General features: G+C 69.3%; 12 protein-coding genes. 5 read left to right on the top strand and 7 right to left on the bottom strand.

The window, feature by feature from the left end; all coding sequences use genetic code 11:
- Positions 1-182: 182 nt before the first annotated feature.
- Entirely contained in the window at positions 183-758 is a 576-nt protein-coding gene (locus ACZ5VD_RS30905; RefSeq protein WP_468683995.1) for a CGNR zinc finger domain-containing protein, read from the bottom strand.
- A gap of 103 nt (positions 759-861) precedes the next feature.
- On the opposite strand from ACZ5VD_RS30905, the gene ACZ5VD_RS30900 reads away from it, so the two are divergent.
- The 3 genes from ACZ5VD_RS30900 to ACZ5VD_RS30890 all read left to right on the top strand — a co-directional run bounded on the left by ACZ5VD_RS30900 (position 862) and on the right by ACZ5VD_RS30890 (position 4,051).
- Entirely contained in the window at positions 862-2,043 is a 1,182-nt protein-coding gene (locus ACZ5VD_RS30900; protein WP_468683993.1) for an epoxide hydrolase family protein, read from the top strand.
- 644 nt (positions 2,044-2,687) lie between these two features.
- Positions 2,688-3,821: a S1 family peptidase gene (locus ACZ5VD_RS30895; RefSeq protein WP_468552524.1), complete on the top strand. Its 1,134-nt coding sequence runs from the start codon at positions 2,688-2,690 to the stop codon at positions 3,819-3,821.
- A gap of 38 nt (positions 3,822-3,859) precedes the next feature.
- The gene (locus ACZ5VD_RS30890) at positions 3,860-4,051 is read left to right on the top strand and encodes a hypothetical protein (protein ID WP_468683992.1); all 192 of its coding nucleotides are present in this window, start codon (positions 3,860-3,862) and stop codon (positions 4,049-4,051) included.
- 200 nt (positions 4,052-4,251) lie between these two features.
- Here the strand turns inward: ACZ5VD_RS30890 and ACZ5VD_RS30885 are convergent, their stop codons facing one another.
- The 4 genes from ACZ5VD_RS30885 to ACZ5VD_RS30870 form a co-directional block, all read right to left on the bottom strand.
- Positions 4,252-5,268: a DNA-directed RNA polymerase subunit alpha gene (locus tag ACZ5VD_RS30885; RefSeq protein WP_468552523.1), complete on the bottom strand. Its 1,017-nt coding sequence runs from the start codon at positions 5,266-5,268 to the stop codon at positions 4,252-4,254.
- Positions 5,269-6,922: 1,654 nt separating this feature from the next.
- On the bottom strand, positions 6,923-7,249 hold the full coding sequence (locus ACZ5VD_RS30880) for an SCO4225 family membrane protein (RefSeq protein WP_468683989.1): 327 nt from the start codon (positions 7,247-7,249) through the stop codon (positions 6,923-6,925).
- 44 nt (positions 7,250-7,293) lie between these two features.
- Positions 7,294-7,974 carry a response regulator gene (locus ACZ5VD_RS30875; protein WP_468554086.1) on the bottom strand — a complete coding sequence of 227 codons (681 nt, stop codon included), beginning with the start codon at positions 7,972-7,974 and terminating at the stop codon, positions 7,294-7,296.
- On the bottom strand, positions 7,971-10,367 hold the full coding sequence (locus ACZ5VD_RS30870) for a sensor histidine kinase (protein ID WP_468683987.1): 2,397 nt from the start codon (positions 10,365-10,367) through the stop codon (positions 7,971-7,973). The genes ACZ5VD_RS30875 and ACZ5VD_RS30870 overlap by 4 nt, the downstream gene beginning before the upstream one ends.
- Before the next feature lie 278 nt (positions 10,368-10,645).
- Here ACZ5VD_RS30870 and ACZ5VD_RS30865 point away from each other — a divergent pair, with 278 nt between their 5' ends.
- Positions 10,646-11,095: a DUF5707 domain-containing protein gene (locus ACZ5VD_RS30865; RefSeq protein WP_468554084.1), complete on the top strand. Its 450-nt coding sequence runs from the start codon at positions 10,646-10,648 to the stop codon at positions 11,093-11,095.
- A gap of 199 nt (positions 11,096-11,294) precedes the next feature.
- Here ACZ5VD_RS30865 and ACZ5VD_RS30860 read toward each other — a convergent pair whose 3' ends face one another.
- Positions 11,295-11,900, bottom strand: coding sequence for an SLC13 family permease (locus ACZ5VD_RS30860; protein WP_468684007.1), 606 nt, complete (start codon positions 11,898-11,900; stop codon positions 11,295-11,297).
- A gap of 171 nt (positions 11,901-12,071) precedes the next feature.
- Complete coding sequence (locus ACZ5VD_RS30855) at positions 12,072-15,203, bottom strand: FG-GAP repeat domain-containing protein (protein ID WP_468683985.1); 3,132 nt, start codon at positions 15,201-15,203, stop codon at positions 12,072-12,074.
- A gap of 431 nt (positions 15,204-15,634) precedes the next feature.
- On the opposite strand from ACZ5VD_RS30855, the gene ACZ5VD_RS30850 reads away from it, so the two are divergent.
- A complete protein-coding gene (locus tag ACZ5VD_RS30850; protein ID WP_468683984.1) occupies positions 15,635-22,432 on the top strand; it encodes a polymorphic toxin-type HINT domain-containing protein in 6,798 nt (2,265 codons plus the stop codon).
- Positions 22,433-22,449: the final 17 nt, after the last annotated feature.

The following is a 22,449-nucleotide window of genomic DNA, read 5'->3' as shown; positions in this document are numbered from 1 at the left end:
CCTGACCTTCGATCAAGATCAGGTTGGTCAGAAGACCACGAAGTGGGTCAGTTTTGATCCGCCGTCAGAGGGTCACGATTCACCCGTCGCCGACAATGGCTCTCAGCGGTGCCGTTGGGGTGTGCCCGGCGCGACAGAGGTGTCGCAGGCGTGGGGCCCACTTGAATGTACCGAGGGCACGATCACTCCGCTGATCTGGGGTTTTTGCGCTGGTTGGCGTGGAAGCGCGCTTTCTTCTGACGATTCCCGCACGTGTTCATGTCGCACCATTTGCGGGTGCGGCTCTGGCTGGTGTCGAAGAAGGCGGCCTGGCAGGTGGGCGATGCGCACAGGGCCAGCTTTCCGTCTCGTTCGCCTGCGATGATGCTGATCGCGTCGGCGGCGATCACGCTGAGGGCGTCTTCCACGCGGGAAGCCGAGCTGAGCCGCCATCGCCGCTTGCCCTCGGGCGTCAGGATCGCCGCGGCCCGACCCTGAGTGCTGCGGTCATTGATGACTTGGACAGCAGACGCGGGGAGAGCGTCCTGGAGCGCGGCTGCTGTCGCGGCGGCGTGAATCGACTCCCTCAGTTCCCGAGCGAGGTCCAGCTGTGCGGTGGTGCAGGAGTCCACGGTGAGGCCGTTCACCGCCAGCCAGTCGATGAGTCGGTGCGGCGTGGGAATGCGCTCCACGGCGTCGCCGTGACGCTCCGACAGAGTCCCCGTGAAGCTGGTCGCCAACACGCTACCGAGGCGGAAGTCAGGGAATCCAGCACGCATGGAACCACCTTAGCTGGTTGCGTGCCGACGCAGAGGCCTGTTAGAACCGTCTTAGCCGGTTCGCGTCAGGTTGTAGCCGGTTCCGCGATGGCCAGGAGGTCTCATGCCCGGTCCGACCAGCGACGTGCAAGCATTTGAAGCCCACGCAACTGACGCTGACCTTGACGACCTGCGCGCCCGGCTGGCCGCGGCGCGGCTGCCGGAGGCCGAGACGGTCCGCCGCGCCGCGCCCGACCCTCGCCGATGGGAGCAGGGCGTTCCTCTCACCGACCTCGTCGATGTCGTGAACTACTGGCGCACCGGGTACAACTGGCGGTCGTTCGAAGAGCGACTCAACCGGATCGGCCAGTTCCGTACGACCATCGATGATCTGGGAATCCACTTCCTGCACCGCCGATCCGCGCGCGCAGATGCCACTCCTCTGATCTTGACGCACGGTTGGCCGGGCAGCATTGCCGAGTTCGTCGATGTGGTGGACGAGCTGGCAGATCCGAAAGGCGCGGACGCGCCGGCGTTCCACGTCGTGGTCCCGTCGCTTCCAGGCTTTGGCTACAGCGACAAGCCGGCCACCACCGGGTGGGGAACCGAAAGGATCGCGGCCGCGTGGGTGGAACTGATGGGGAGGCTCGGCCACAGCACGTTCCTGGCCCACGGCGGCGACTGGGGAGGAAATATCACCACGGTGCTCGCCGGCAGGTTCCCGGCGCACGTACTCGGCATCCACACATTGTTCGCTGAGGCGCCGCCCGGGCTGACAACGGACGGGCTGACGGCGACCGAGCGTAAATGGACCGAGGAAACCCGCGACTTCTGGCGCCACCGCGCGGCGTACGCAAAGCAGCAGGCGACCCGACCGCAGACCATCGGCTACTCGCTCGTCGACTCACCGGTCGGACTTCTGGCCTGGATCCTCGACAAGTTCGCCGAGTGGTCAGACACCGAAGACAGCCCGTTCGAGACGATTTCCCTAGACAGGGTTCTTGACGACGTCACCCTGTATTGGCTGACGCGGACCGGCGCATCGGCGGCCCGCATCTACTACGAAAGCCACAACTCGCTCGATCCCGAACTTCGGGTCGACGTCCCGTCGGCCATCACTGTGTACCCCCGCGACATCGAGAAGTGCCCGCGCCCCTGGGCACAGGAGCGGTACCGAAGGATCGTCCGATGGAGGTCACCCGAAGCCGGGGGACATTTCCCGTCGCTGGAGGTTCCCGAGTATTTCGTCAAGGATCTGCAAGAGGGACTCGCGGCAGTGCTGGCCGCTACTGAGCTTGACTCATGAAGTCGTCGGAGTGAGGGATGGTCCGGTTCCGGTGAGGCATCCGTCGATGCGGATGCCCTTCTCGTTGGGTGCAGGCGCGTTCGTTGCGTTCGGCGGTCAGGACGTCGCGGTGGTGTGCGTTGGCGTTGCGCCACCGCAGACGGGCGTGCGGTGCGGATCGACTTCAGCGCGGCGAGCGTGTTCACGGCACCTTTCTGGTGGCGGTTGACGCCCCACAGTGTGTCGTCGGCGATCGAGTAGCAGTCGTGGAGGTACCGGACGCCGTGGGCGCGGTGGTTGGTGGCCGGCAGCCGGTCGGGACGCCCGTGCCCAGCTCGGCGTTCCCGCGTCCGCGTCGACGGCGATCCGGCCGAGTTCCGCCACGGTCCCCGCGTGTGTCGAGATGATCTGATCGATCAGCGGCTGGGGCAGGCCGCGACTCGCGAGGCCCGTCGGGTGGAGGGCCGTACGCACCAGGGCACCCGAGGGCCTCACGCAAGGCCGGGAACCAGTGGCGTCGGTGTGAGCCGCGGGGCCGGAGTGGACGCAGCGCAAAGCTTCTGTGGACTCGCCGACAACGACAACTCCCGTACCCGGCAACCATTCTGCTTCCGTACACGGCGATCGACCACGCCGTGGTCCCTGACCGACGGAGGAACAAGCCCATGCGGAAACTCCTGACCCGTCGCACGTCGATGGCTATGACGGTGGCCATCTGCAGCCTGTTCGGGGTGCTTGCCTCGCCGACCGCGAACGCAGCCCCGACGCCGGCCCCGATCACCGACCCGGCCCGGGCACGGGCGCTGGCCGCCACGATCGGCACCGACCGTACCGCCGGCGTCTATTACAACGACTCCAGACAACTCGTCGTCGCCGTCACCGACGAGGCCGCCGCCCGGACCATCCGGGCCGAGGGCGGCACCGCAGAGATAGTGAAGTACAGCACCGCCGCCCTGAAGTCCGTTCACACGGCTCTCGACGATCGGATCGCCGAAACCGACCCGATCCCCAACACCGCCTGGGGCATCGACCCGAGCACCAATCAGGTGACCGTCTCGATCTTCGGCAGTGTCTCCCCTGCTGACGAGAAGCGGCTCATGGCCTTCGTCGCCGGCTACGGCGACGAAGTGCGCGTGGAGAATCTCACCGGCTCCATCCGGGACACCGCCTACGCGTCCTACGGCGGCATCGGGATCGTCTCGGCGGACAGCGGCGTGGGATGCACCCTCGGGTTCAACGTCCGCAACTCCGCCGGGCAGAAGTACTTCGTCACCGCCGGGCACTGTGCCGACACCGCGAACGACCTGTTCTGGCACAGGGAGGAAGGGAACATCTATTTGGGCAAGCGGACGGAATGGTACGACTCCGGCGCGAAGGAGCAGAAGGACTACGCCGTGGTCAAGTACAACGAGGACGACAACACCGACGTCGCCGCCTACGGGGCAGTCAGGGCGGCCGGCGCCACGTACGAGATCACCGACTCCCGCTATGCCGACGACGGTGATGTGTCCAAGCGCGCCGGTGCCACCAGCAGCGACCTCGTCGGCGAGGTGCTGTCACCGAGCGAGACCATGACCAACAGCAACGGCGTGGTCCGGAAGAACATGATCAAGACTTCGCACTGCGCCCTTGGAGGGGACAGCGGCGGCCCTCTGTGGAGCGGGACCTACGCACTCGGCATCACCTCCGCGAGCAACACTCCGGACAGCGCGTCGTGCAACAGCGCCCAGGGTAATTACCGGACCTGGTTCCAGCCGGTGCACTGGGTGGTGGGGCACTACGGGCTGAGCGCCTTCTAGCGCCAGTCGACGGGGGCCGTGGCCAGGACGACCTCGTCGTGCTGGCCCTGCTCGGCAGGCTCTACCCCGAGAACATCGCCCTGCGGTTCGACGGCCGGTCCGGCGGCCGTTCCGCTGCTCGGACCACCGTGGACGGCACCGGACCGAGCCGTCTGGTGACCCTCGTCGATCCGCCGCAAGCCCACCGACACGCGTATCGCCCAGTGCATCAGGAAGGTGGGAAGGCATGATGTTCGACCATGAGGGAACGCCCGTCCGCACGGGCCGAGCCGCCGTTGACGGAACGAGCCCGCACCACGTGCGGACAGGGTGACGATCCACCCGCGCGCGGGCGCCGACCCGGCCGGGGTCACCCGGCCGGCTGGAAACAGCGTGGAGGTTCTCGTGTCCCCGTACGCGGGGTGTCTCCATGGTCGGCGCAGCGCGGTGTTCAGTACTGCTCGGTCTCCACGAAGCCCGCGTCCGCGTCGTTGTCCACGCCGATGGCGGCGGCGGTCGGATCGAATCCGGCCGGGCTGTCCTTGAGGCCCAGGCCCATACCGGCGAGCTTTTCCTTGACCTCGTCGATGGACTTCGCGCCGAAGTTACGGATGTCGAGCAGATCCGCCTCGGACCGCGCCACGAGTTCGCCCACGGAGTGGACGCCCTCGCGCTTGAGGCAGTTGTACGACCGGACGGTGAGGTCGAGTTCCTCGATCGGCATCACCAGATCGGCGGCGAGGGCGGCGTCCACCGGGGACGGGCCCATGTCGATGCCCTCGGCGTCGATGTTGAGCTCGCGCGCCAGACCGAACAGCTCGACCAGGGTCTTACCGGCCGACGCCATGGCGTCACGGGGACGCATGGCCTGCTTGGTCTCGACGTCGACGATCAGCTTGTCGAAGTCGGTGCGCTGCTCGACACGGGTCGCCTCGACCTTGTACGTGACCTTGAGCACCGGCGAGTAGATCGAGTCGACCGGGATGCGCCCGATCTCCTGACCGACCTGCTTGTTCTGCACGGCGGAGACATAACCACGGCCACGCTCGACCGTGAGTTCCATCTCCAGCTTGCCCTTGCCGTTGAGCGTGGCGAGGACGAGGTCGGGGTTGTGCACCTCGACACCGGCCGGGGGCGCGATGTCGGCGGCGGTGACGAGCCCCGGGCCCTGCTTGCGCAGGTACATCACCACCGGCTCGTCCTGCTCACTGCTCACGACGAGCTGCTTGATGTTGAGGATCAGGTCGGTGACGTCCTCCTTGACGCCCGGCACGGTGGTGAACTCGTGCAGGACACCGTCGATACGGATGGACGTGACCGCCGCACCCGGGATCGAGGAGAGGAGCGTACGACGCAGGGAGTTGCCGAGCGTGTAACCGAAGCCCGGCTCCAGCGGCTCGATCACGAACCGGGAGCGGAACTCGTCGACGACTTCTTCGGTCAGGGACGGACGCTGAGCGATCAGCACTTGGTGTTGCCTCCAGTGGTCTGGCGCCCGCTATGTGACGCCGTGGACACCACGAAGGGTACGGGCGATACGCGGGATACGGCCGCCACAGAGGCCGAACCGCCCGACTCAAACCCGGCGAAGACGCTTCTGGCCTCCCCTCCGCCCGCAGCCCCAAGGCCGTTTTTTCGCTGAGAAGCTGTTGTCTGCCCGCACGTGATTGCCGCGTTTTCGCTGGTCAGGGAGGAGACCGGTGATTCCGTGGGAGTGGTGGCCCGCCAGGTCGTTCCCGGGGAGGCCGCGGATGCCTTCGATTGTCGGACTGCTGGAGCGCCAGGAGGTTGCTGCCTGTCGCCGTGTGGACGAACTGCGGGAGGCGGCCGACCGGATCCAGGCCGGGCCGGCCGCGGCCGCGCACGACGGGCAGGAGTGGAAGATCGCTCATAGGCGGGTTGCCGTGGTGCTGACTTCGAGCTGTGAGAGCGCTGCAGACACGCAGGGTGTCCAGGAGGCGCGGGGAACGGCCGGGCTGCCAGTGGGCAGGGAGGCGGCGAAGTCGCAGGTGCCGGTGTGGTGCCAGGGGCTGCGGTGGTCGGTGCGCTGGGCGGGTATACCCCAGGGCGGACAAGCAGGTCCTCCTTCGGGGTGATGCGGCCTCCCGTCCCGGTCAGAGAGGCTGCTACGCAGGATCAGGGGGAAGAGGAAGGCAGCATGGACACGTCCTGGCCCCTCGGCTGGAACCTTGTGGGAATCCTGAGGGCTGCTCGGGGCGGGTAGGGGGGCTGGGGGAGTCGGCGGCACCGGGCATCTACTGGCCGGCATCGCTACAAGGGGGGTGGCGTGCGACGCACGCGTGGATGTCGGGGTGACGAAGAGGCGCTGCCGGAGCTGTTGCCGAGGGCGGGAGGCGCGCTCCCAGGGCCCCTTCGCGGAGGACGCGGTAGACGAGGGCCGAAGGTGATTTCCGTGCCGGCCGGTTGGACTCCTGGGCCTTGATGTCGGCGAGCCGGGCGGAGAGTCGCGCGGGCGACCGTATCCCAAGAGGCATGAGGAAGGGATGCGGCGGTAGGAGAGGATGAGATTATGGCGAAGTGTAAGAAGTGCGGTGCGGGTAAGCGCAGTTGGACCCGTTCCTGCTCCCGGTGTCGTTCCAAGTCGGACCGGCTGGACGCTGCTGCAGACGCCGCCGATCTTGCTGTGGCGGGAGGACTGTTCAATTGGATCTGGCGAGGAGTCATGGCAGTGGTGCGGCTCGTGCTGCGTGCGTTCAACTGACCGGTTCCAGCGGACGCTATCCGCCTGGCGGGCCCTACTGAACGAGACGGGTGAAAGCGAGCCCTTTGGGCGACTCCTCAGGCGTACCGACCCCTCTGCTGAACGGGACACAGCTGGGCCCCGGGCCGAGCCGTGGCAGCTTCTTGCTGTCCACCGCAAGGGTGTCGACCCCGGCCGGATCCGCGCCGATCCGCAGACCCGCCTAGGCAGGCGGTATGCGCGATTCTGCGCAGGTGTCAGGGTACCCTGCGCGTGCTCCGACGACGCGCTCCGCGGGAAGGGCGGTATGGATTCCGCGGGCTGCCTGTGGCTGGCAGGGCCCACGAGGCTGCGCCGCATGCCGTCACAGGCTCGTGCCTCTTCGGGAGGGCTGTGCCGCACCGGACTTCCGCGATTCCTTCTAGTCCGTGCGACCGCCGCGGCGCAGTGCGCGGGTGCACCAGCTGATGATCGCGGTGTTGACCGCTGCCCCGAGAGCGACGGCGATGATGGCCATGACGCTGTGGTCCGGCAGCACGAGGAGTACGAGGCTGACAGGGGCGGTGGCGAGGAGGGGGATGACGCCGGCCATGGACTCGTCCGTACTGTCGAGGGCGGTCACCACCAGTGCCCACACGAGCAGGACGACGCAGACGCCGAAGTAGGCGACGGCGACGACGCCGACGTGGTCGAGCAGTCGGCGGGTGGCGGATCGGCCGGAATCGGTATCCGTATCGGTGCCGGTCATGGGGGAGGACTCCTTCGTTGCGTAGGGGTGGTCGGTCGCGGTGGTCAGAGGTGGGAGCCGGGCGGGTTCGGGCGGGCGAGGCCGAGGTCGTACGCGAGGATCGTCGCCTGTACGCGGTCGCGTAGGCCGAGCTTGCGGAGCAGTGCGTTCACGTGCGACTTCACGGTGCCGACGGTGATGCCGAGTTGCTCGGCGATCTCCGTGTTGGTGAGTCCGGCCGCGACCAGGGTGAGGACGCCCCGCTGGCTGCCGGTCAGGCTGTCCAGTTCGGGGGCGCTCCCGGCCGGGACCGCGGCGGGTGGTCCGGACGCGTAGTGGCCGATGAGGCGGCGGGTCGCGGACGGGGCGAGTACGCTCTCGCCGGCCGCCACCTCCCGGATGCCCTGCAGTAGTTGGGAGGGGTGTACGTCCTTGAGGAGGAAGCCCGAGGCGCCGGCGCGCAGCGCGTCGAAGACGTACGCGTCGAGGTCGAAGGTGGTCAGGACGAGGACCCTGGGCGCGTTCGCCCCTCCGGTGATGATGCGGGTGGCGGCGATGCCGTCCAGTTCGGGCATGCGTACGTCCATGACGACCACGTCGGGAGCCAGTTCTTTGGCGAGCCGCACCGCGGCGGCGCCGTCGGCGGCCTCGCCGACGACCGTCATGTCCTCCTCGGCGTCGATCACGGCGGCGAACCCCGCCCGTACGATGCCCTGGTCGTCGACGACCAGCACGTTGAGGCTCATCGGTGTCTCTCTTCGTTGTCCGGGTTGTCCTGCGCGACGGTGAGTGGCAGCCGGAGGTGGACCGTTCCCTGCGGGCCGGTGGTCAGGGTGCCGCCGAGCGCCGCGACCCGCGTGATGAGTCGCTGCCGTACCGCGGAGTCGGCGGCGCGGGGCACCCCGGTGGCCGTGAGCGTCAACGTATCGCTGTCCACGTCGAGTTCGAGCATCGCAGGCTCCTCGCCGCCGGCCGTGAGTACCGTCTCGGCGGCGTGGTAGGCGGCCAGGTCCACGGCGGTGGGCAGCCGTTCCGGTACGCGGTCGGTCAGCCGTATCTCGACGTCGCGGCCGGTGGCCCGGAGTTGGTGGGCGAGCAGATCGAGCGCCTGGAGGGTGGGCTGCGGCCGCAGTTCGGCCCCGGTCTCGCCCTCCCGCACGGTGTCGAGCAGGGCGCGCATCGCGGCCAGGGCCTCACGGGCGCGGGTCGCTGTCGCGTCGAGTCGGCCCGCCGCCGCCTCGGTGACCATGTCGGCGGTGCGGGCCAGGACGGTGGTTTCGAGACCGGCGGCGATGCGGCGGCGCTCGGTCCAGGCGTCACGGACGGCCTCCTCGGTCCACGCGGCGAGGCGCTCGTCGTGGGCGCGGAGGTCGGCTTGCCGGCGCCGGATGCGCAGGCCTCCGGTCAGGTGAGCCCCGGTGACTGTGAGGGTTGCGCCGGCTGTGGTTGCCGCGATCACCGCCCAGATGGGAACCGTTGTGCCGCGGTCAAGGACCGCGGTGGTGGCGGCCGAGGCGTGCACCAGCACCGTGAGGAGAAGCGTCGTGACGTAGCCGCGGCCGGGTGTGGGCCGGTCGCTCTCCCGTGCCTGGGGGACCCCGCTCGGGGCGGAGCCGGATTTCGCTACAACTCCGCGCCTCGTTCGGGGCGTCGCGGTTGGGGTCGGTTCCCTCACGAGGGCCGCGCACGTGGCCAACAGGCTCAGCGCGGGCGGGAGGAGGACCGGGCCGCTGTAGTGCCCCATCGCCATCGCCACCGGCCACAACAGCGAAAGCCCCAGCAGCATCCCGTACGCCGTCCGCGGAGCCCTCCGCAGCCACAGCAGGGCGACCGCCTGGCCCGCCGCCAGCAGGGCGAAGAAGACACCCGCGGACACCTGCGTCGTGTTCGACGTCTCCTCGGCCCGGATGACCAGTACGGGCAGCAGCGGCTGCAGGACCAGGCCCGTCGCGGCCACCACCTGTGCCACGCGGTAGGTCCTCGGTGTCGACGGTTCCACCGTCGTGGCCGTCCGGCCCGGCAGTACCGCCCGTACCTCCCAACCGCCCTCCGCCGTCGGGCCGCTGTGCACCGTGCCGCCCGCCTCCCGTGCCCGGGAGCGCAGGAAGCCCTGCCCGCGACCGCCGCCGAGTCCCGCACCGTGCGCCACCGCGCCGGCCGGCGGGGGCGTGCTCGTGACCACGATGTCCGTGCGGGTGTCGCCGTACCGGCACAGCACCCTCGTCTGCGCGCCGGGGGCATACCGGGCCACGTTGGTCAGGGCCTCGCGCACGATGCCGTACGCCGCCTCCGCGACGGCGCCGTCCGGCAGGGAGTCGATCTCGCAGTCCACCCGCTGGTCCAGGCGGCGGAACCCGGCGACCAGGTCCAGCAGGCGCTCCTCCGGTGACGGCACATCCCCTCGGGAGGGCGCCGGTGCTCGTACCGCGCCGAGCGCGCGGGTGACCTCGCCGCCGGTCTCGACAGCGAACTCCAGCGCCTCCTGGGCCAGTTCGGGACGGCGGTCGCGCAACCCGAGGGCCGCACCCGCCGTGACCACCACCGCCGTCAGATGGTGGGCGCTGACGTCGTGCAACTCCCTTTCCATACGGCGCCGTTCGACCGCCGGTAGACGATGGCGCTCGGACTCGGCCCGCTTCAGCACCTGTCCGGCCGCTCGCCGTGCGCGACGGGTCCGCCGTGCGAGGAGGCCGGCGCCACCGGCGGCGGCGTACAGCACAACGGTCAGGACGAGGTCGAGCCCGTCGCGGTCGCTGAGCCCGTGCAGGCTGATGCCCTGCAGGAGCTGCCAGAGGGCAAGCGCCACCACACACAACACGGCGGTGAAGGCGTCGCGTTCGGTCGCCACCGTGAACAGCGCCAGCGCGACACCCGCGGTCCCGAGCACCGCCACCGCCCCGGCGGGCAGCGGCCCGGCACCCAGCGCGCAGGCGGCGGCGACCACGACGAGGGTGGCCACCGGGCGGCTACGGCGCAGGGCGAGCGTGGCCGTCACCACCGCGGCGACCAGGGCCGCCACGAGAAGGGAGGCCATGGTGGGGGCCGGAACGGCCCCGCGCACCAGCGGCGCTCCGGGCCACACCACGGCCTGGGCGCAGATCAGCAGGACCGGGAACAGCCGGTCGTCGGTTCGATTCATGACGGATCAAGGCTATGGCTCCAGGTGAGCGGACCGGCTCCGACTGGAGGCGGATTCGGGTCTCTTACCTGGGTTGCAGAGTCTCTACCTGTGGTTCGACGGGCTATTCGTCCCGCAGCACGAGGACGGCTCCCTGTCCCCGGCCCTAGTGTCGATCACATCGAGAACGTGGTCGGCCGGCGCTTCTACGGCCGCTTCCAAGACCGGCTCCACCAGCGGTACTTCCACGCTCTTCGGTGTATCCGACGCAACTCTCCAACCATTCAGGGGGATCTCCCATGTCCAAGCGCATTCTCTTCTCGTCACTCATCGGTGCCGTCGCCCTCGGCGGAGTGGCCGCCGGCGGCATCGCCCTGGCCTCGGCACCCACGGAGCCGACCCTGGAGAACGGCTCGGCTCGTTACGCGGCTCCGTCCGACAGCGGCGCGGGCTCGTTGGCCTACACCGTGGATGTGAGCGACGACTCGGGCATCCGGGGCCTCAAGGTCATTGCCTGGCCCGCGAGTTCGAAGCTCGACCCGACCGAGGCGGAGCTTCGCGAGGTCGACAGCGCCAAGTGCCGGAGCACCTCGGACGAGACCACCCACTGCACCTACACGCTGAAGGTCACGAAGCAGCAGGCGGCCGAACTGGCCAAGGGCACCTGGTACGTCTCGGCACTGGCGACGGCCAAGGACGGCGGTACGACGTTCGTGCCCCGTGCCGCCACGTTCGACGTCACACGCTGACACACCCTTCGCACCGTCGTCCGCTGAGCTTCTTCGCGCTGGTCACCGATCGGGTGACGGTCCGCGAAGCGCAACGAGCGAGGCCCCCGGCTGCTGGTCGAGATGTCCGACGTCTCCACCACGCTGCTCGGGGGGCTCGTCGGTCCTGCACACAGAAGCAGGACGGAGGGCGCCCTGTGCTGTCCGTGGGCGGTCTCTGCTACGACCAGGGCAGGACCAGGGCGCCCCAGGCGACGACGGGGCCGAGGGCGACGATCCCGCCGGTGTAGCCGAGGACCTGGCGGTAGAAGCGGCGGGTGTCCACCCCACGGGCGTTGCTGAGGACGAGTGCTCCGTTGGTCGAGAAGGGAGAGGTGTCGACGATCGTCGTGGAGACGGCGAGCGCGGCGATCAGTCCGGCGGCGCTGAGGTGGCTGGAGAGCAGCAGCGGTACCGCGATGGGGATGATCGCGGTGAGGATCGCCGTGGAGGAGGCGAAGGCGGAGGTGATGGCCACGGTGAAGCACAGCAGCAGGGCGACGACGACGGGGGCGCCCAGGTTGGCGGCATGTTCGGAGATCTCCTCGATGATGCCGGCCTTCTCCAGCATGGCGATGTACGTCATCATGCCCGCGACCAGAAGCAGGGTGGACCAGCTGACGCCGTCCACGGCCTTCTCCTGCCGCTTCATGTCGACCAGGGCCAGCAGTGCGCCGGATGCCAGGGCGAGGAAGCCGATCTCCAGGTGGAAGCCGAGCGCGCCGACGACGAGGGCCACCAGGGAGGCGAGGGTGAGCCACTGCCGCCAGTCGGGCCTGCCGGAGATGGTGAGGTCCTCGCCGTCGGCTGCCTCCGCGGCGCCTTCGAGCAGCGGGGCGTGTGCGTCTGGAGTCTGTGCCGGAACGCCTCTGACCTGCTGATTCCTCCGCTTTGACAGCGATGCGGCCGGTTGCCGGTCGCGCCGGCAACCGGCCGCATCAGTGACGGGGCGGTCGGATCAGGAGATCTGCTTGATGGCCTGCCATCCGCCCGTGCCGACCACGGTCGGCGGGCCCACCAGACCGGTGCGGCGGCCCGGGAGGAACTCCAGCCCCGCGGTGGTGTTCGCCGTTGTCGACCACAGGTCCGGGATGCCGTCGCCGTTGCTGTCGCCGGAGGCGGTGAACAACGGGCGTGCGGTCGTGGTCCAGCCGGTGGCATAGGCCGTACGGTTGGCGCCCGCCCCCAGTGACCCCGGATCGGTGCCGCCGTCCGGGACGCCGTCGCCGTCCGCGTCACCCGCGCTCTTGCCGTGGTAGACCCACAGGTCGCCGGTGGAGGTGTTGCGGGCGACCAGGTCGGCGAAGCCGTCGCCGTCGACGTCGCCCGGCGAGGCGAGCTGCATGACACCCCAGCCGGAATTGCCGATCAGGTAGCCGGAGTCGACCGCGCCGGAGAAGGAACCCGGCAGGAACCACAGCTGGTCGCCGATGACCGCCACGAAGTCCGGGTAGTGCTCCTCGCTCTCCTGGGTGATGTCGCCGACCGAGACGATCTGCTTGATCGTCGCCGGGTCGATCGCCACCTCGGTCTCCTGGTCGGGGAAGAAGTACACCTCCTGCTTGGTGTCCTCGGTGAACTCGCCCAGCCCGTTGTTCGGGTAGAGCCACAGCTTGCCGTCGGAGCGGCGGGCCACCAGGTCCTCGTAGAAGTCGCTGGTCCAGTCGCCGCGGTGGGACAGCAGTGCGCCGTTCCAGCCGCCCGCGGCGGACAGGGGGAGCATCGTGGCGACCTTGCCGCCACCGATGCCGCCGTACAGACGGAGGTTGCCGGTGCCGTCGACGGCGAGGAGGTCGGGATCGCCGTCGCCGTTGACATCACCCGGCTTGTCAGGGATGCCGGGGCTCTTGACGTAGAACCGGTAGGGATAGATCGGGCCGGGGTTGCCTCCGGCGTCGACCATGCGCACGTACAGGGTGTGCGGTCCCGGGGTGAGGGGGGTGACCGGTGCCGTTGCCGGGCCGCCCTTGGTGGCGGGCTTGGCTTCCTTGCTCGGCGGGGTCCGGTCGAGGTCGTACAGGTACCGGGTGGTGTCCGCGACGTTGTTGGCGCCGAACTGGAACACCCCTTCGGTACGGGCCAGGGCGCCCTCCACCGGTTCCATGTCAGCGGTGGTTTCCGGGAACAGGTCGCCCTCGGAGTCGACGGTCGGCATCACGGTCGGGGCGTTCGGGTCGAAGCCGAAGCGGCAGCCCGCGGCGCCCTGCGTCGGTGTCCAGTCGGAGGCGAACGCCGCGTCGGAGACGTCCTCCGCCTGTGCCTTCCAGGAGAACTGCCCGTTACTGGCACCGAGATGCTTCAGCAGCGTGGCCTTGGGCACCTTGACCCGCGCCTGGGCACCCTTGGAGTTGCCGGAGACGACGGTCACCTGGACTCGGGTGTCGAAGATGATGCCCGGTGACACGTCTTGCTTGCCGGTGGCCCACAGGTGGAACTGGACGTTGACCTTGCCGCCGTCGGGGTCCCACACCTGAGCGGTGAGGGTCACGTCGGTGTTGCCCAGCGTCACGTACGTCGAACCGTTTCCGCACTCGGTGGCGCCGACCTTGGTGCTGGGGATGGTGTCCAGCGCCCAGGGGGCGTTCGGGCGGCGGTTGAACTCGACGATGAGCTTGGCGTCCGGCTTGAACTTCTTCCAGCTGTAGGCGTCCTTGTTGTCCTCGGCGCTCTGCGGGGCGCGCAGACCGAAGGTGATGTTGGGCCACTTGCCGGCGGCGGCCTTGACCGCGGCGTCCTTGGCGGTGAAGTCGACCGGCGCGTTCGCACAGCCGTATGTCTCGTTGCCGTGCGCGTAGTTGCGGCTGTCCTGACGCGTGGACCAGGACGGCTGTGCCTTCCACGTGGTCTTCGAGGTGATGCCACCCGTCAGCCACAGTTCCACCGGTTTGGGCGTGCAGGACCACGAGTGCGTCTCGGTGATCTGGAACTGCGCGTCGACCACCTTCACCCCGGCGAGGAACTTCGAGCCCACCCGGAAGAAGGAGCGGGCGGTGCCGCCGGTCGACGACTCGTAGCCGACCCTGGCCTCGCTGGTGGTGCCACCGCTCCAGCCCGTGCCGTTCCAGTAACTGTCCGTCGGATGCGGCTTGTAGGCGATGGTCCACGCCTCGCGGGTGCCGGTCATCCGGGGGTCGATGTACACGGGGAACTCGGTGTCCGCGGCGTCGAGCAGTTTCTGGTCCGGAGTGAGCAGGATCTGGTCGTCGGTGACTTCGACACCGACTTCGCTGCTCTTGGTGCCGGGAGTGAGCGGGGACGGTTCGGGTTCGGCCGCCGGTCCCTGCGTGGCGGCGCCGGCCGCGGTGCGTGCCGCCTTCGACGCGGGCACGGAAGCCTGCTCCGCCGCGGTGGAGGAGTCCCACATGCGGGCCGTCGAGGTCGCGAACACCGTCTGGCCTGCCGCGTTCACGACCTGGAGGGTGCCGCTCTCACCGTCCTGGCGCACCTGAAGGTTCTCGGTGTGCAGGCCGAAGCCGACCTCGGCGAGTTCCGGACGCTGTGCGGCCTCGGGCGTCTTGACGATCAGCGCTTGGCGGAAGCCGTCGACGCTGGCGCCCACCGCCAGGTCCACGCCGGGGAAGACGTCCGGGTAGGTGGCGGTGGAGCCGTCGAGGACCGGGGCCGGCAGCGGCTCGGGCCAGGTCAGGCTGAGAGTTCCGCCCTGGTCGGCAAGGGTCACCAGCCGCGGGTCGCCGCCCGCGGAGAAGCTGACGTCACCGGGCACCGCCTCGGGCCGCACCCGGCCGGCCGCCTCGGTGAGCGTGGTGTCCACCGGGAGCCAGGTGCCTTCGCGTTTCACGCGCACGGGCAGGGTGTGCTGCGTGGTGCGCAGATTGCCGTTGGGCAGGGCGTGCGTCTCGCTGGTCTCCGAACGGGCGGACACCACCTCGACGGGCTCACCCGTCTCGGCGGCCCGCTCCCGCGCGCGTTCCTCGGCACTCGTGGCCGTCGGGGAGCCTGAGCCGGCCGGCGTGTCGGACGCCAGAGACGTGAGCGGTGTCAGCCCCATTGACGTACCGGCGAGCACCGCGACGAGCGCGGCCCTGCTCAAGCGTCCGGCCCGACGCTGTCTTCGGGATGTTTCTGGCATGGGCGAATCCCCCCGGAATCGTTGCCAGGCGGACCCCTCCACGGGGTCCGCCGCGCACCCGCCGACGCGGGCCGCAGCGCCGAACAGTACACGTCACAAGGGGAGTTCTTTGCTCAAAAATGATCAGAGTGGGGATAGTCGCATTGCCTCCCCTTTGCTTGCCAGGGTGATCTTCACGCTTTACTGTCTGACTGTTCACGACTTAATCACACAGAGTGAGCAAAGGGGGAGGTCCTTCAGTGGACCAACTAACAAGACAGCTGCGCTATTTCGCCCACTGGCACAGATCCGTGTCCCTCATCGTGGGACTCATCCTCTTCGTCGGACTCATACCCGACGATGCCAGTGCGGCCGACGGTGAATCACGACTCGGGGACATACGGCGCGAAAAGTCCGTCCCTGGCAGGGACTTCGACAAAGAGCGCCCGAAGGTGCGCAACGATGCCGACGGAGCCTTCCGGCCGTCGGCCGGAAAAACCACAGCCGACACCTTCACAACCCTCGTCACCGACCGCGACAACAAGCCGTCCCGACGGGCGCCACTGACCACCGGCACCGCCGTGGACGGGTTCGCCGGCGACGGCCTGCTGAACCACATGGTGAAGGTCCGTCAGGCCTCGGCCCAGGCATCGACCACCGGCACCGGCCGCGGCGTCCGCGCACGGGGCGCGGCCCCCAAGCGCGCCGCCGCCGAGCCCGGCACGGCCGTCCAGGTCCAGGTCCAGGACCAGACCGTGGCCGACCGGGCCGGCGTGCGAGGCGTGGTCTTCACCGCCGCGCCGACCGACGACGGTCCGGCCACCGCCGCTTCCGGCTCGGTCGAACTGGAGTTGGACTACAAGGCGATCAGGGACACCTACGGCGGTGACTGGGGCTCCCGGCTCCGGATCTACCGCCTGCCGGCCTGTGCGCTGACCACGCCCGAGCTGGAGAAATGCCGTACCCGCACCGCACTGCCGGGCGCCAACGACCCGGCCGCGCAGAACGTCACCGGCACCGCCGACCTGGCCGCGGCACCCACCGTGTTCGCCGCGACGGCCGCGGCCTCCGGCCCCGGCGGGAGCCACGAGGCCACCTCACTGTCGCCCTCCGGCTCATGGATGGCCGGCTCCTCCTCCGGCGGTTTCGCCTGGACCTATCCGATCGAGGCTCCCGAGGTCCCCGGCGGCCCGCAGCCCGAGGTCGAACTCTCCTACTCCTCCCAGGCCGTGGACGGCCGCACCGCCTCCACCAGCGCGCAGTCCTCCTGGCTCGCCGAAGGCTGGGACTACGAACCGGGCTTCATCGAGCGGCGCTACCGCTCCTGCTCGGACGACAAGGCGGCCATCAAGGACGACAACGGCAAGGAGCTGAAGCCGAACAACACCGGCGACAGCGGCGACCTGTGCTGGGGCTCCGACCATGTCGTGATGTCGCTCGGCGGCAACACCACCGAACTCGTCAAGAAGGACGGCACCGACGACTGGCGTCCCGCCGACGACGACGGCTCCCGCCTCCAGCGCAAGAGCGGCGCCGCCAACGGCTCCAAGGACGGCGAGTACTGGGTCCTGACCACCACCGACGGCACCCAGTACCACTTCGGCCTGAACAGACTGCCCGGCGCCCCGGACGGCACGCTCACCAACTCGGCACTGACGGTACCGGTGTTCGGCAACCACCCGACCGAACCGTGCCACGCCACCGCGTTCATGGACTCCGACTGCAAGCAGGTCTACCGCTGGAACCTGGACTACGTGGTCGACCCGCTGGGCGACGCCATGACCCTGTGGTGGACCAAGTGGGCCAACTTCTACGGCCAGAACATGAAGGCCGACCAGCAGGCGTCCTACGACCGCAACGCGCAGCTCTCACGCATCGACTACGGCCTGCGTTCCGACAAGCTGTTCGGCGTCCTGCCGGCCGGCCGGGTCGCGTTCACCCTGGCCGAACGGTGCATCGCCGACGCCGCGTTCGACTGCGCGGAGTCCAAGCGGACCACCGCCAACGCCAAACGCTGGCCCGACACCCCGCTGGACCAGGAGTGCGCGTCGGGGGCCAAGTGCACCGACAAGTACGCGCCGACGTTCTGGTCGACCAAGCGCCTGACGAAGATCAGCACCAGCGTGCTCTCCGGCTCCGCGCTCAAGCCGGTCGACTCCTGGGCGCTGGACCAGTCCTTCCCGGCCACCGGTGACGGCACCTCGCCGGCGCTGTGGCTGGAGTCCGTCACCCGCAGCGGGCACGGCGCCGGCGCCACCGCCGCCATGCCGAAGGTCACCTTCGCCGGACTCCAGCTCGACAACCGCGTGGACGGGGTCGAGGGCCTGCCGCCCTTCTCCCGCTACCGCGTCCACGCCATCGACACCGAGACCGGCGGCCGCATCGGCGTCACGTACTCCGACCGCGACTGCCGGGTCCTGGAACCGAGACGGATGCCGGCGTCCCCCGAGTCCAACACCATGCGCTGCTACCCGCAGTACTGGACGCCCAAGGGCGCCCTCAACCAGGTGAAGGACTGGTTCCACAAGTACCTCGTCACCGAGGTCACCGAAGAGGACCTGGTCACCGACAGCCCCGCCAAGGTGACCGGCTACGAGTTCCTCGACGGCGCCGGATGGGCGTACGACGACGGCGAGTTCACCGAGAACAAGCACCGCACCTGGTCGCAGTTCCGCGGCTACGAACGCGTCCGCACCCGCCAGGGCGCCGGCGACGACGTCAAGCAGCTCACCGAGCACCGCTACTTCCGCGGCCTGCACGGCGACAAGCAGCCCTCGGGCACCCTGACGTCGGCCGTCGTGACGAGCGACAACACCAGCTACGACGACCTTCCCCAGTACCAGGGGCAGTTGCTGGAGCAGATCAGCTACGCGTCCGACGGCGGACCCGTCGACTCGGCCACCGTCACCACCCCCTGGGCGGTGAAGACGGCGACCCGGACCCGAGCCGGAACCACACCCCTTGAGGCGTGGATGACCCGTCCGCAGACCGCCCGCACCCGTGAGCGCGTCAAGGGCGACACCTGGCGGACCTCCACCGAGACCACCAAGTACGACAGCTACGGTCTGCCGTACGAGGTGGAGGAGAAGACGACGGGTGGCCGGCTCCGCTGCTCCACGGTCGACTACGCCCGCAACACCACGGCGTACCTGATCGAACTGGAGTCCCGCGAGAGGACCACGCTCGGCGCCTGTGGCACCACCGGCGGCGAGGTCGTCGAGGACACCCGCACGCTGTACGACAAGCTGGCCTTCGGCGCGGCCCCCACCAAGGGGCTGCCCACCGAGGTCCAGGAGATGAACGCCACCGGTGACGGCTACGTCACCATCGACCGCACCGAGTACGACATCCACGGCCGCGAGACCGTGACCTGGGACACGGACAACAACAAGACGTCCGTCAAGTACGTGCCCACGACGGTGGCCCGCCCCACCCAGCAGACCTCCACCGACCCCCTCGAACACACCGAGACCACGGTGTTCGACGACGTCCGTGGTCTGCCGCTGACCGAGGAGGACGCCAACGGCAAGAAGGCCACGATGGAGTACGACCCGCTGGGCCGTCTCCTCAAGGTCTGGGAGATCGACCGCGACCCGACGGCCCAGACACCCACCGCCACCTACGACTACACCGTCCGCCGCGACGGCCCGACGATCGTCACCTCGCGCACCCTGAAGGACAACGGCCAGTACGCCGTGTCCTACGAGATCCTCGACGGCCTGCTGCGCGAGCGGCAGACGCAGGACGAGGCGATCGGCGCGGGACGGATCGTCAACGACACCTTCTACGACAGTGCCGGGCGCCAGTGGAAGGAGAACGACGGCTACTTCAACGACGCCGAGCCCGAAGCGGTCCTCCTCGAGGTCGGGGACAACGCGGTCCCGTCCCAGAACCGTGTCCTCTTCGACGGCATGGGCCAGCCCACCGCGGAGATCACGTACTACCGTGGCACGGAGAAGCTCCGCACGACGACCGAACGCGACGGTGACGTCTCCACGACGATCCCGCCCAAGGGCGACACCGTCACGGCCGTCTTCGAGGACGCCGAGGGCCGCACGGAGCGGCTGCGCGAGTACACCGACAGCGCGCGTACGAAGTGGCGGGACACCGACTACGAGTACGACGACCTCGACAACCTGAGGAAGGTGACCGCTCCCGGCGGCGCCGTCACCTCCTTCGAGTTCGACAAGCGGGGCCGCCAGACGGCGGTCACGGATCCCGACGGCGGCCGTACCGAGATCCGGTACGACAACGCGGACAACGTGATCGCGACCGTCGACCCGTTCCAGCGGGCCCTCTACACCACTTACGACGCGGGCGGCCGTCCGACCTCTGTGCGCGAGGACAGCGACACCGGCCCCAAGCGCGTGGAGTGGACGTACGACACTCTCGGCAAGGGGCTGCCCACGGCGGAGATCCGCTACGAGAACGGCCGTGAGTACCGGGAGGAGGTCACCGCCTACGACAGTGCCTACCGGGTGAAGTCGACGAAGACGGTGATCCCCACCGAGGAGACCGGCCTGGCCGGTACGTACGAGTACGAATACTCCTACACTCCGACCGGTCACCTCGCCTGGGTGCAGGTGCCGGGTGTGGGCGGCCTGGTGACCGAGCGGGTCGTCTTCCGCTACAACTCCGACGATCTGCCGATCGCCATTGGCGGAGCGGCCACGTACCTCGCGGACGTCGAGTACTCGGCGTTCGGCGAGATCCTGCGCACGGACGCGGGGCCCGCCGGCAAGAAGGTCTACGGCAGCTACGTCTACGACGAGTTCACGCGGCGCCTCCAGACGGCCACCTTCGACCGCTCGGTCGCCCCGGGCCGCATCAGCGAGACGCGGTACGGGTACGACGAGGCCGGCAACGTCACCAAGATCACCGACGTGCCCGGCAGCGCGGCGCCCGGAGCGGGCGGGACGGACACGCAGTGCTTCGTCTACGACCAGCTGCGGCAGATGTCCTCGGCCTGGACGGCGAAGACGGACGACTGCACGGCGGCTCCGTCCAAGGACACCGTCGGCGGTCCGGACGCCTACTGGAACTCGTACGCGTACGACACGGCGGGCAACCGTAAGACCCTCGTCGAGCACGACCCGACGGGCGACACGACGAAGGACGTCACCCGCTCGTACACGTACGGCAAGGCGGGTGTCGGCGGCCCGAACGCGCTCGCGGAGATCAAGTCCGAAGGCCCGCAGGGGGAACGCCTCAACACCTTCTCCTACGACAAGGCCGGCAACACCACGGGACGCCAGCACGGCGGCAGCAACCAGACCCTTGAGTACGACGTCGAGGGCCAGCTGCGCAAGGTGACCCTGCCGGTCGAGGGTGGCGGCACGAAGACCACGTCGTACCTCTACGGCGCGGACGGCGGACGACTGATCCGCACCGGCGCGGACGGCAGCCGCACCCTCTACCTAGCCGAGGCGGAGCTGACCGTCAACGCGGCCAACACCAGCGCGAAGGCGGAACGCTTCTACCCGCACCCCGACGGCTCCACGACCGTCCGGGCAACCGGAGGCGTCCGGCAGCTCATGGTGGCTGACCATCACGGCACCTCCCACACGGTCGTGGACCTGGTGGACCCGGCCATGGGCGTCACCCGCCGCAAGGCGATGCCGTTCGGCGAGGCACGGGGGCAGCAGCCTGCGGCCTGGCCCGGACAGAGCGGCTTCGTCGGCGGAACTGTCGACCAGGACACAGGTTTGACCCGGCTGGGCGTCCGTGACTACGACCCGGTGACGGGACGGTTCATCACAGTCGACCCGATGGTCGACTACGGCAGTCCGGCCACGATGAACCCGTACGCCTACAGCAACAACGCGCCGGCCACCTTCTCCGACCAGTCCGGGGCGTTCTTCCCCATCCTGATCGGGATCGCGGCCCGTATCGCCATCCAGGCGGCGATCCGCGCGGCGGCCCGCCGGGCGGCGATCATCGCGGCCCGCAAGGCGGCCCAGGCGGCTGCCCGTAGGGCGGCGGCCCTGGCCCGCAAGCGGGCGCTCGAAGCCGCGAAGCGTGCGGCGGCGAAGGCGAAGCGGGAGGCGGCCCGTAAGGCCGCGGCGGCGAAGCGTGCGGCGGCCAAGCGGGCAGCGGCCCGTGCGGCGGCGAAGCGGGCGGCGGCGCGTAGGGCGGCCTCTCAGGCCCGTGCGCGCGCGGCGCGTGCGGCGGCCAGGAAGGCGTCGGCCAAGCGGGCGGCGGCCCGCAAGGCGGCGGCTCGTCCCAAACCGCGTGCCAAGCCGCGTTCCCAGCCGAGGCCCCGTCCCAAGCCGTCGCAGGTGAGACGGGCGGTCAAGAAGGTCGCGAAGGAGGTCAAAGAGACCGTCAAGGAAGAGGTCCAGTCAGCGGCCTGCGAGTCCAACAGCTTCAAGCCCGGCACCCGGGTGCTGATGGCCGACGGATCGGCCAAGCCGATCGAGAAGGTCAGGGTCGGCGAGAAGGTCGTGGCCACCGACCCGAAGACGGGGAAGACCTCCGTCCAGACGGCCACGGCGACGATCATCGGCAAGGGCAGCAAGGACCTGGTACGGATCACGCTGACGGTCCACGACGGCTCCGCCAGCCGGGCCGAGGCCACCACGACGGTCACCGCCACAGCCGGCCACCCCTTCTGGGTGCCGTCCCTGGGTGAGTGGATCGACGCCGGTGAACTGAAGCCGGGCCAGTGGCTCCAGACGTCCTCGGGCACCTGGATCCAGATCGGCGCGGTTGAGGCGTGGACGGCGCGGACGGCGACAGTCCACAACCTGACGGTCACCGATGTCCACACGTACTACGTGCTGGCCGGTTCCGCACCCGTCCTCGCTCACAACTGCGACAGCGTCGTACTGGGAATCCAGGAACACTCCGACCCGCTCGCGGCGAAACTCCGCGCGGGCGGCGACTCCGCGGCCCACACCTTCAACGGGCCGGCCTACGGCGGCAGGGATTCCGCCGGGGTCCCGGCGTGGATGAACGGAGTGATGGGCAGCGCGCGGGACTCCAATGTGACCCTCTCCATCACGCTCGACGGGATGCCGGGGGCCAACAACGACCCTCGCCACATCGCGAACGCGTTCCACACGGCCGTGCTCCGCGGCCGGAAGTTCGGAATCGGTCCCGGGCAGGAACTTCCCGGCCCGACCAACGGCACCGCGTGGGAGATGAGCGTGGTGGAACGGCAGGTCAGAATGGGCAATCGCTCATGGAGCTCGATCCGGTGGTATTCGGGAGGCAGACGGATCGAGGGGGTGGTGAACCCGTTCTCGTGACATCGGCGGCCGAGCAC

The organism is Streptomyces sp. NPDC032822 (assembly GCF_055578825.1).
The sequence above is the reverse complement of the archived record's forward strand: the minus strand, read 5'-3'. Positions and strand labels throughout refer to the sequence as shown.

Coding starts and splice junctions, on each gene's coding strand:
- ACZ5VD_RS30870 (WP_468683987.1), bottom strand. CDS start 10,367: ATGAATCGAACCGACGACCGGCTGTTCCCGGTCCTGCTGATCTGCGCC.
- ACZ5VD_RS30855 (WP_468683985.1), bottom strand. CDS start 15,203: ATGCCAGAAACATCCCGAAGACAGCGTCGGGCCGGACGCTTGAGCAGG.
- ACZ5VD_RS30865 (WP_468554084.1), top strand. CDS start 10,646: ATGTCCAAGCGCATTCTCTTCTCGTCACTCATCGGTGCCGTCGCCCTC.
- ACZ5VD_RS30895 (WP_468552524.1), top strand. CDS start 2,688: ATGCGGAAACTCCTGACCCGTCGCACGTCGATGGCTATGACGGTGGCC.
- ACZ5VD_RS30900 (WP_468683993.1), top strand. CDS start 862: ATGCCCGGTCCGACCAGCGACGTGCAAGCATTTGAAGCCCACGCAACT.
- ACZ5VD_RS30905 (WP_468683995.1), bottom strand. CDS start 758: ATGCGTGCTGGATTCCCTGACTTCCGCCTCGGTAGCGTGTTGGCGACC.
- ACZ5VD_RS30875 (WP_468554086.1), bottom strand. CDS start 7,974: ATGAGCCTCAACGTGCTGGTCGTCGACGACCAGGGCATCGTACGGGCG.
- ACZ5VD_RS30880 (WP_468683989.1), bottom strand. CDS start 7,249: ATGACCGGCACCGATACGGATACCGATTCCGGCCGATCCGCCACCCGC.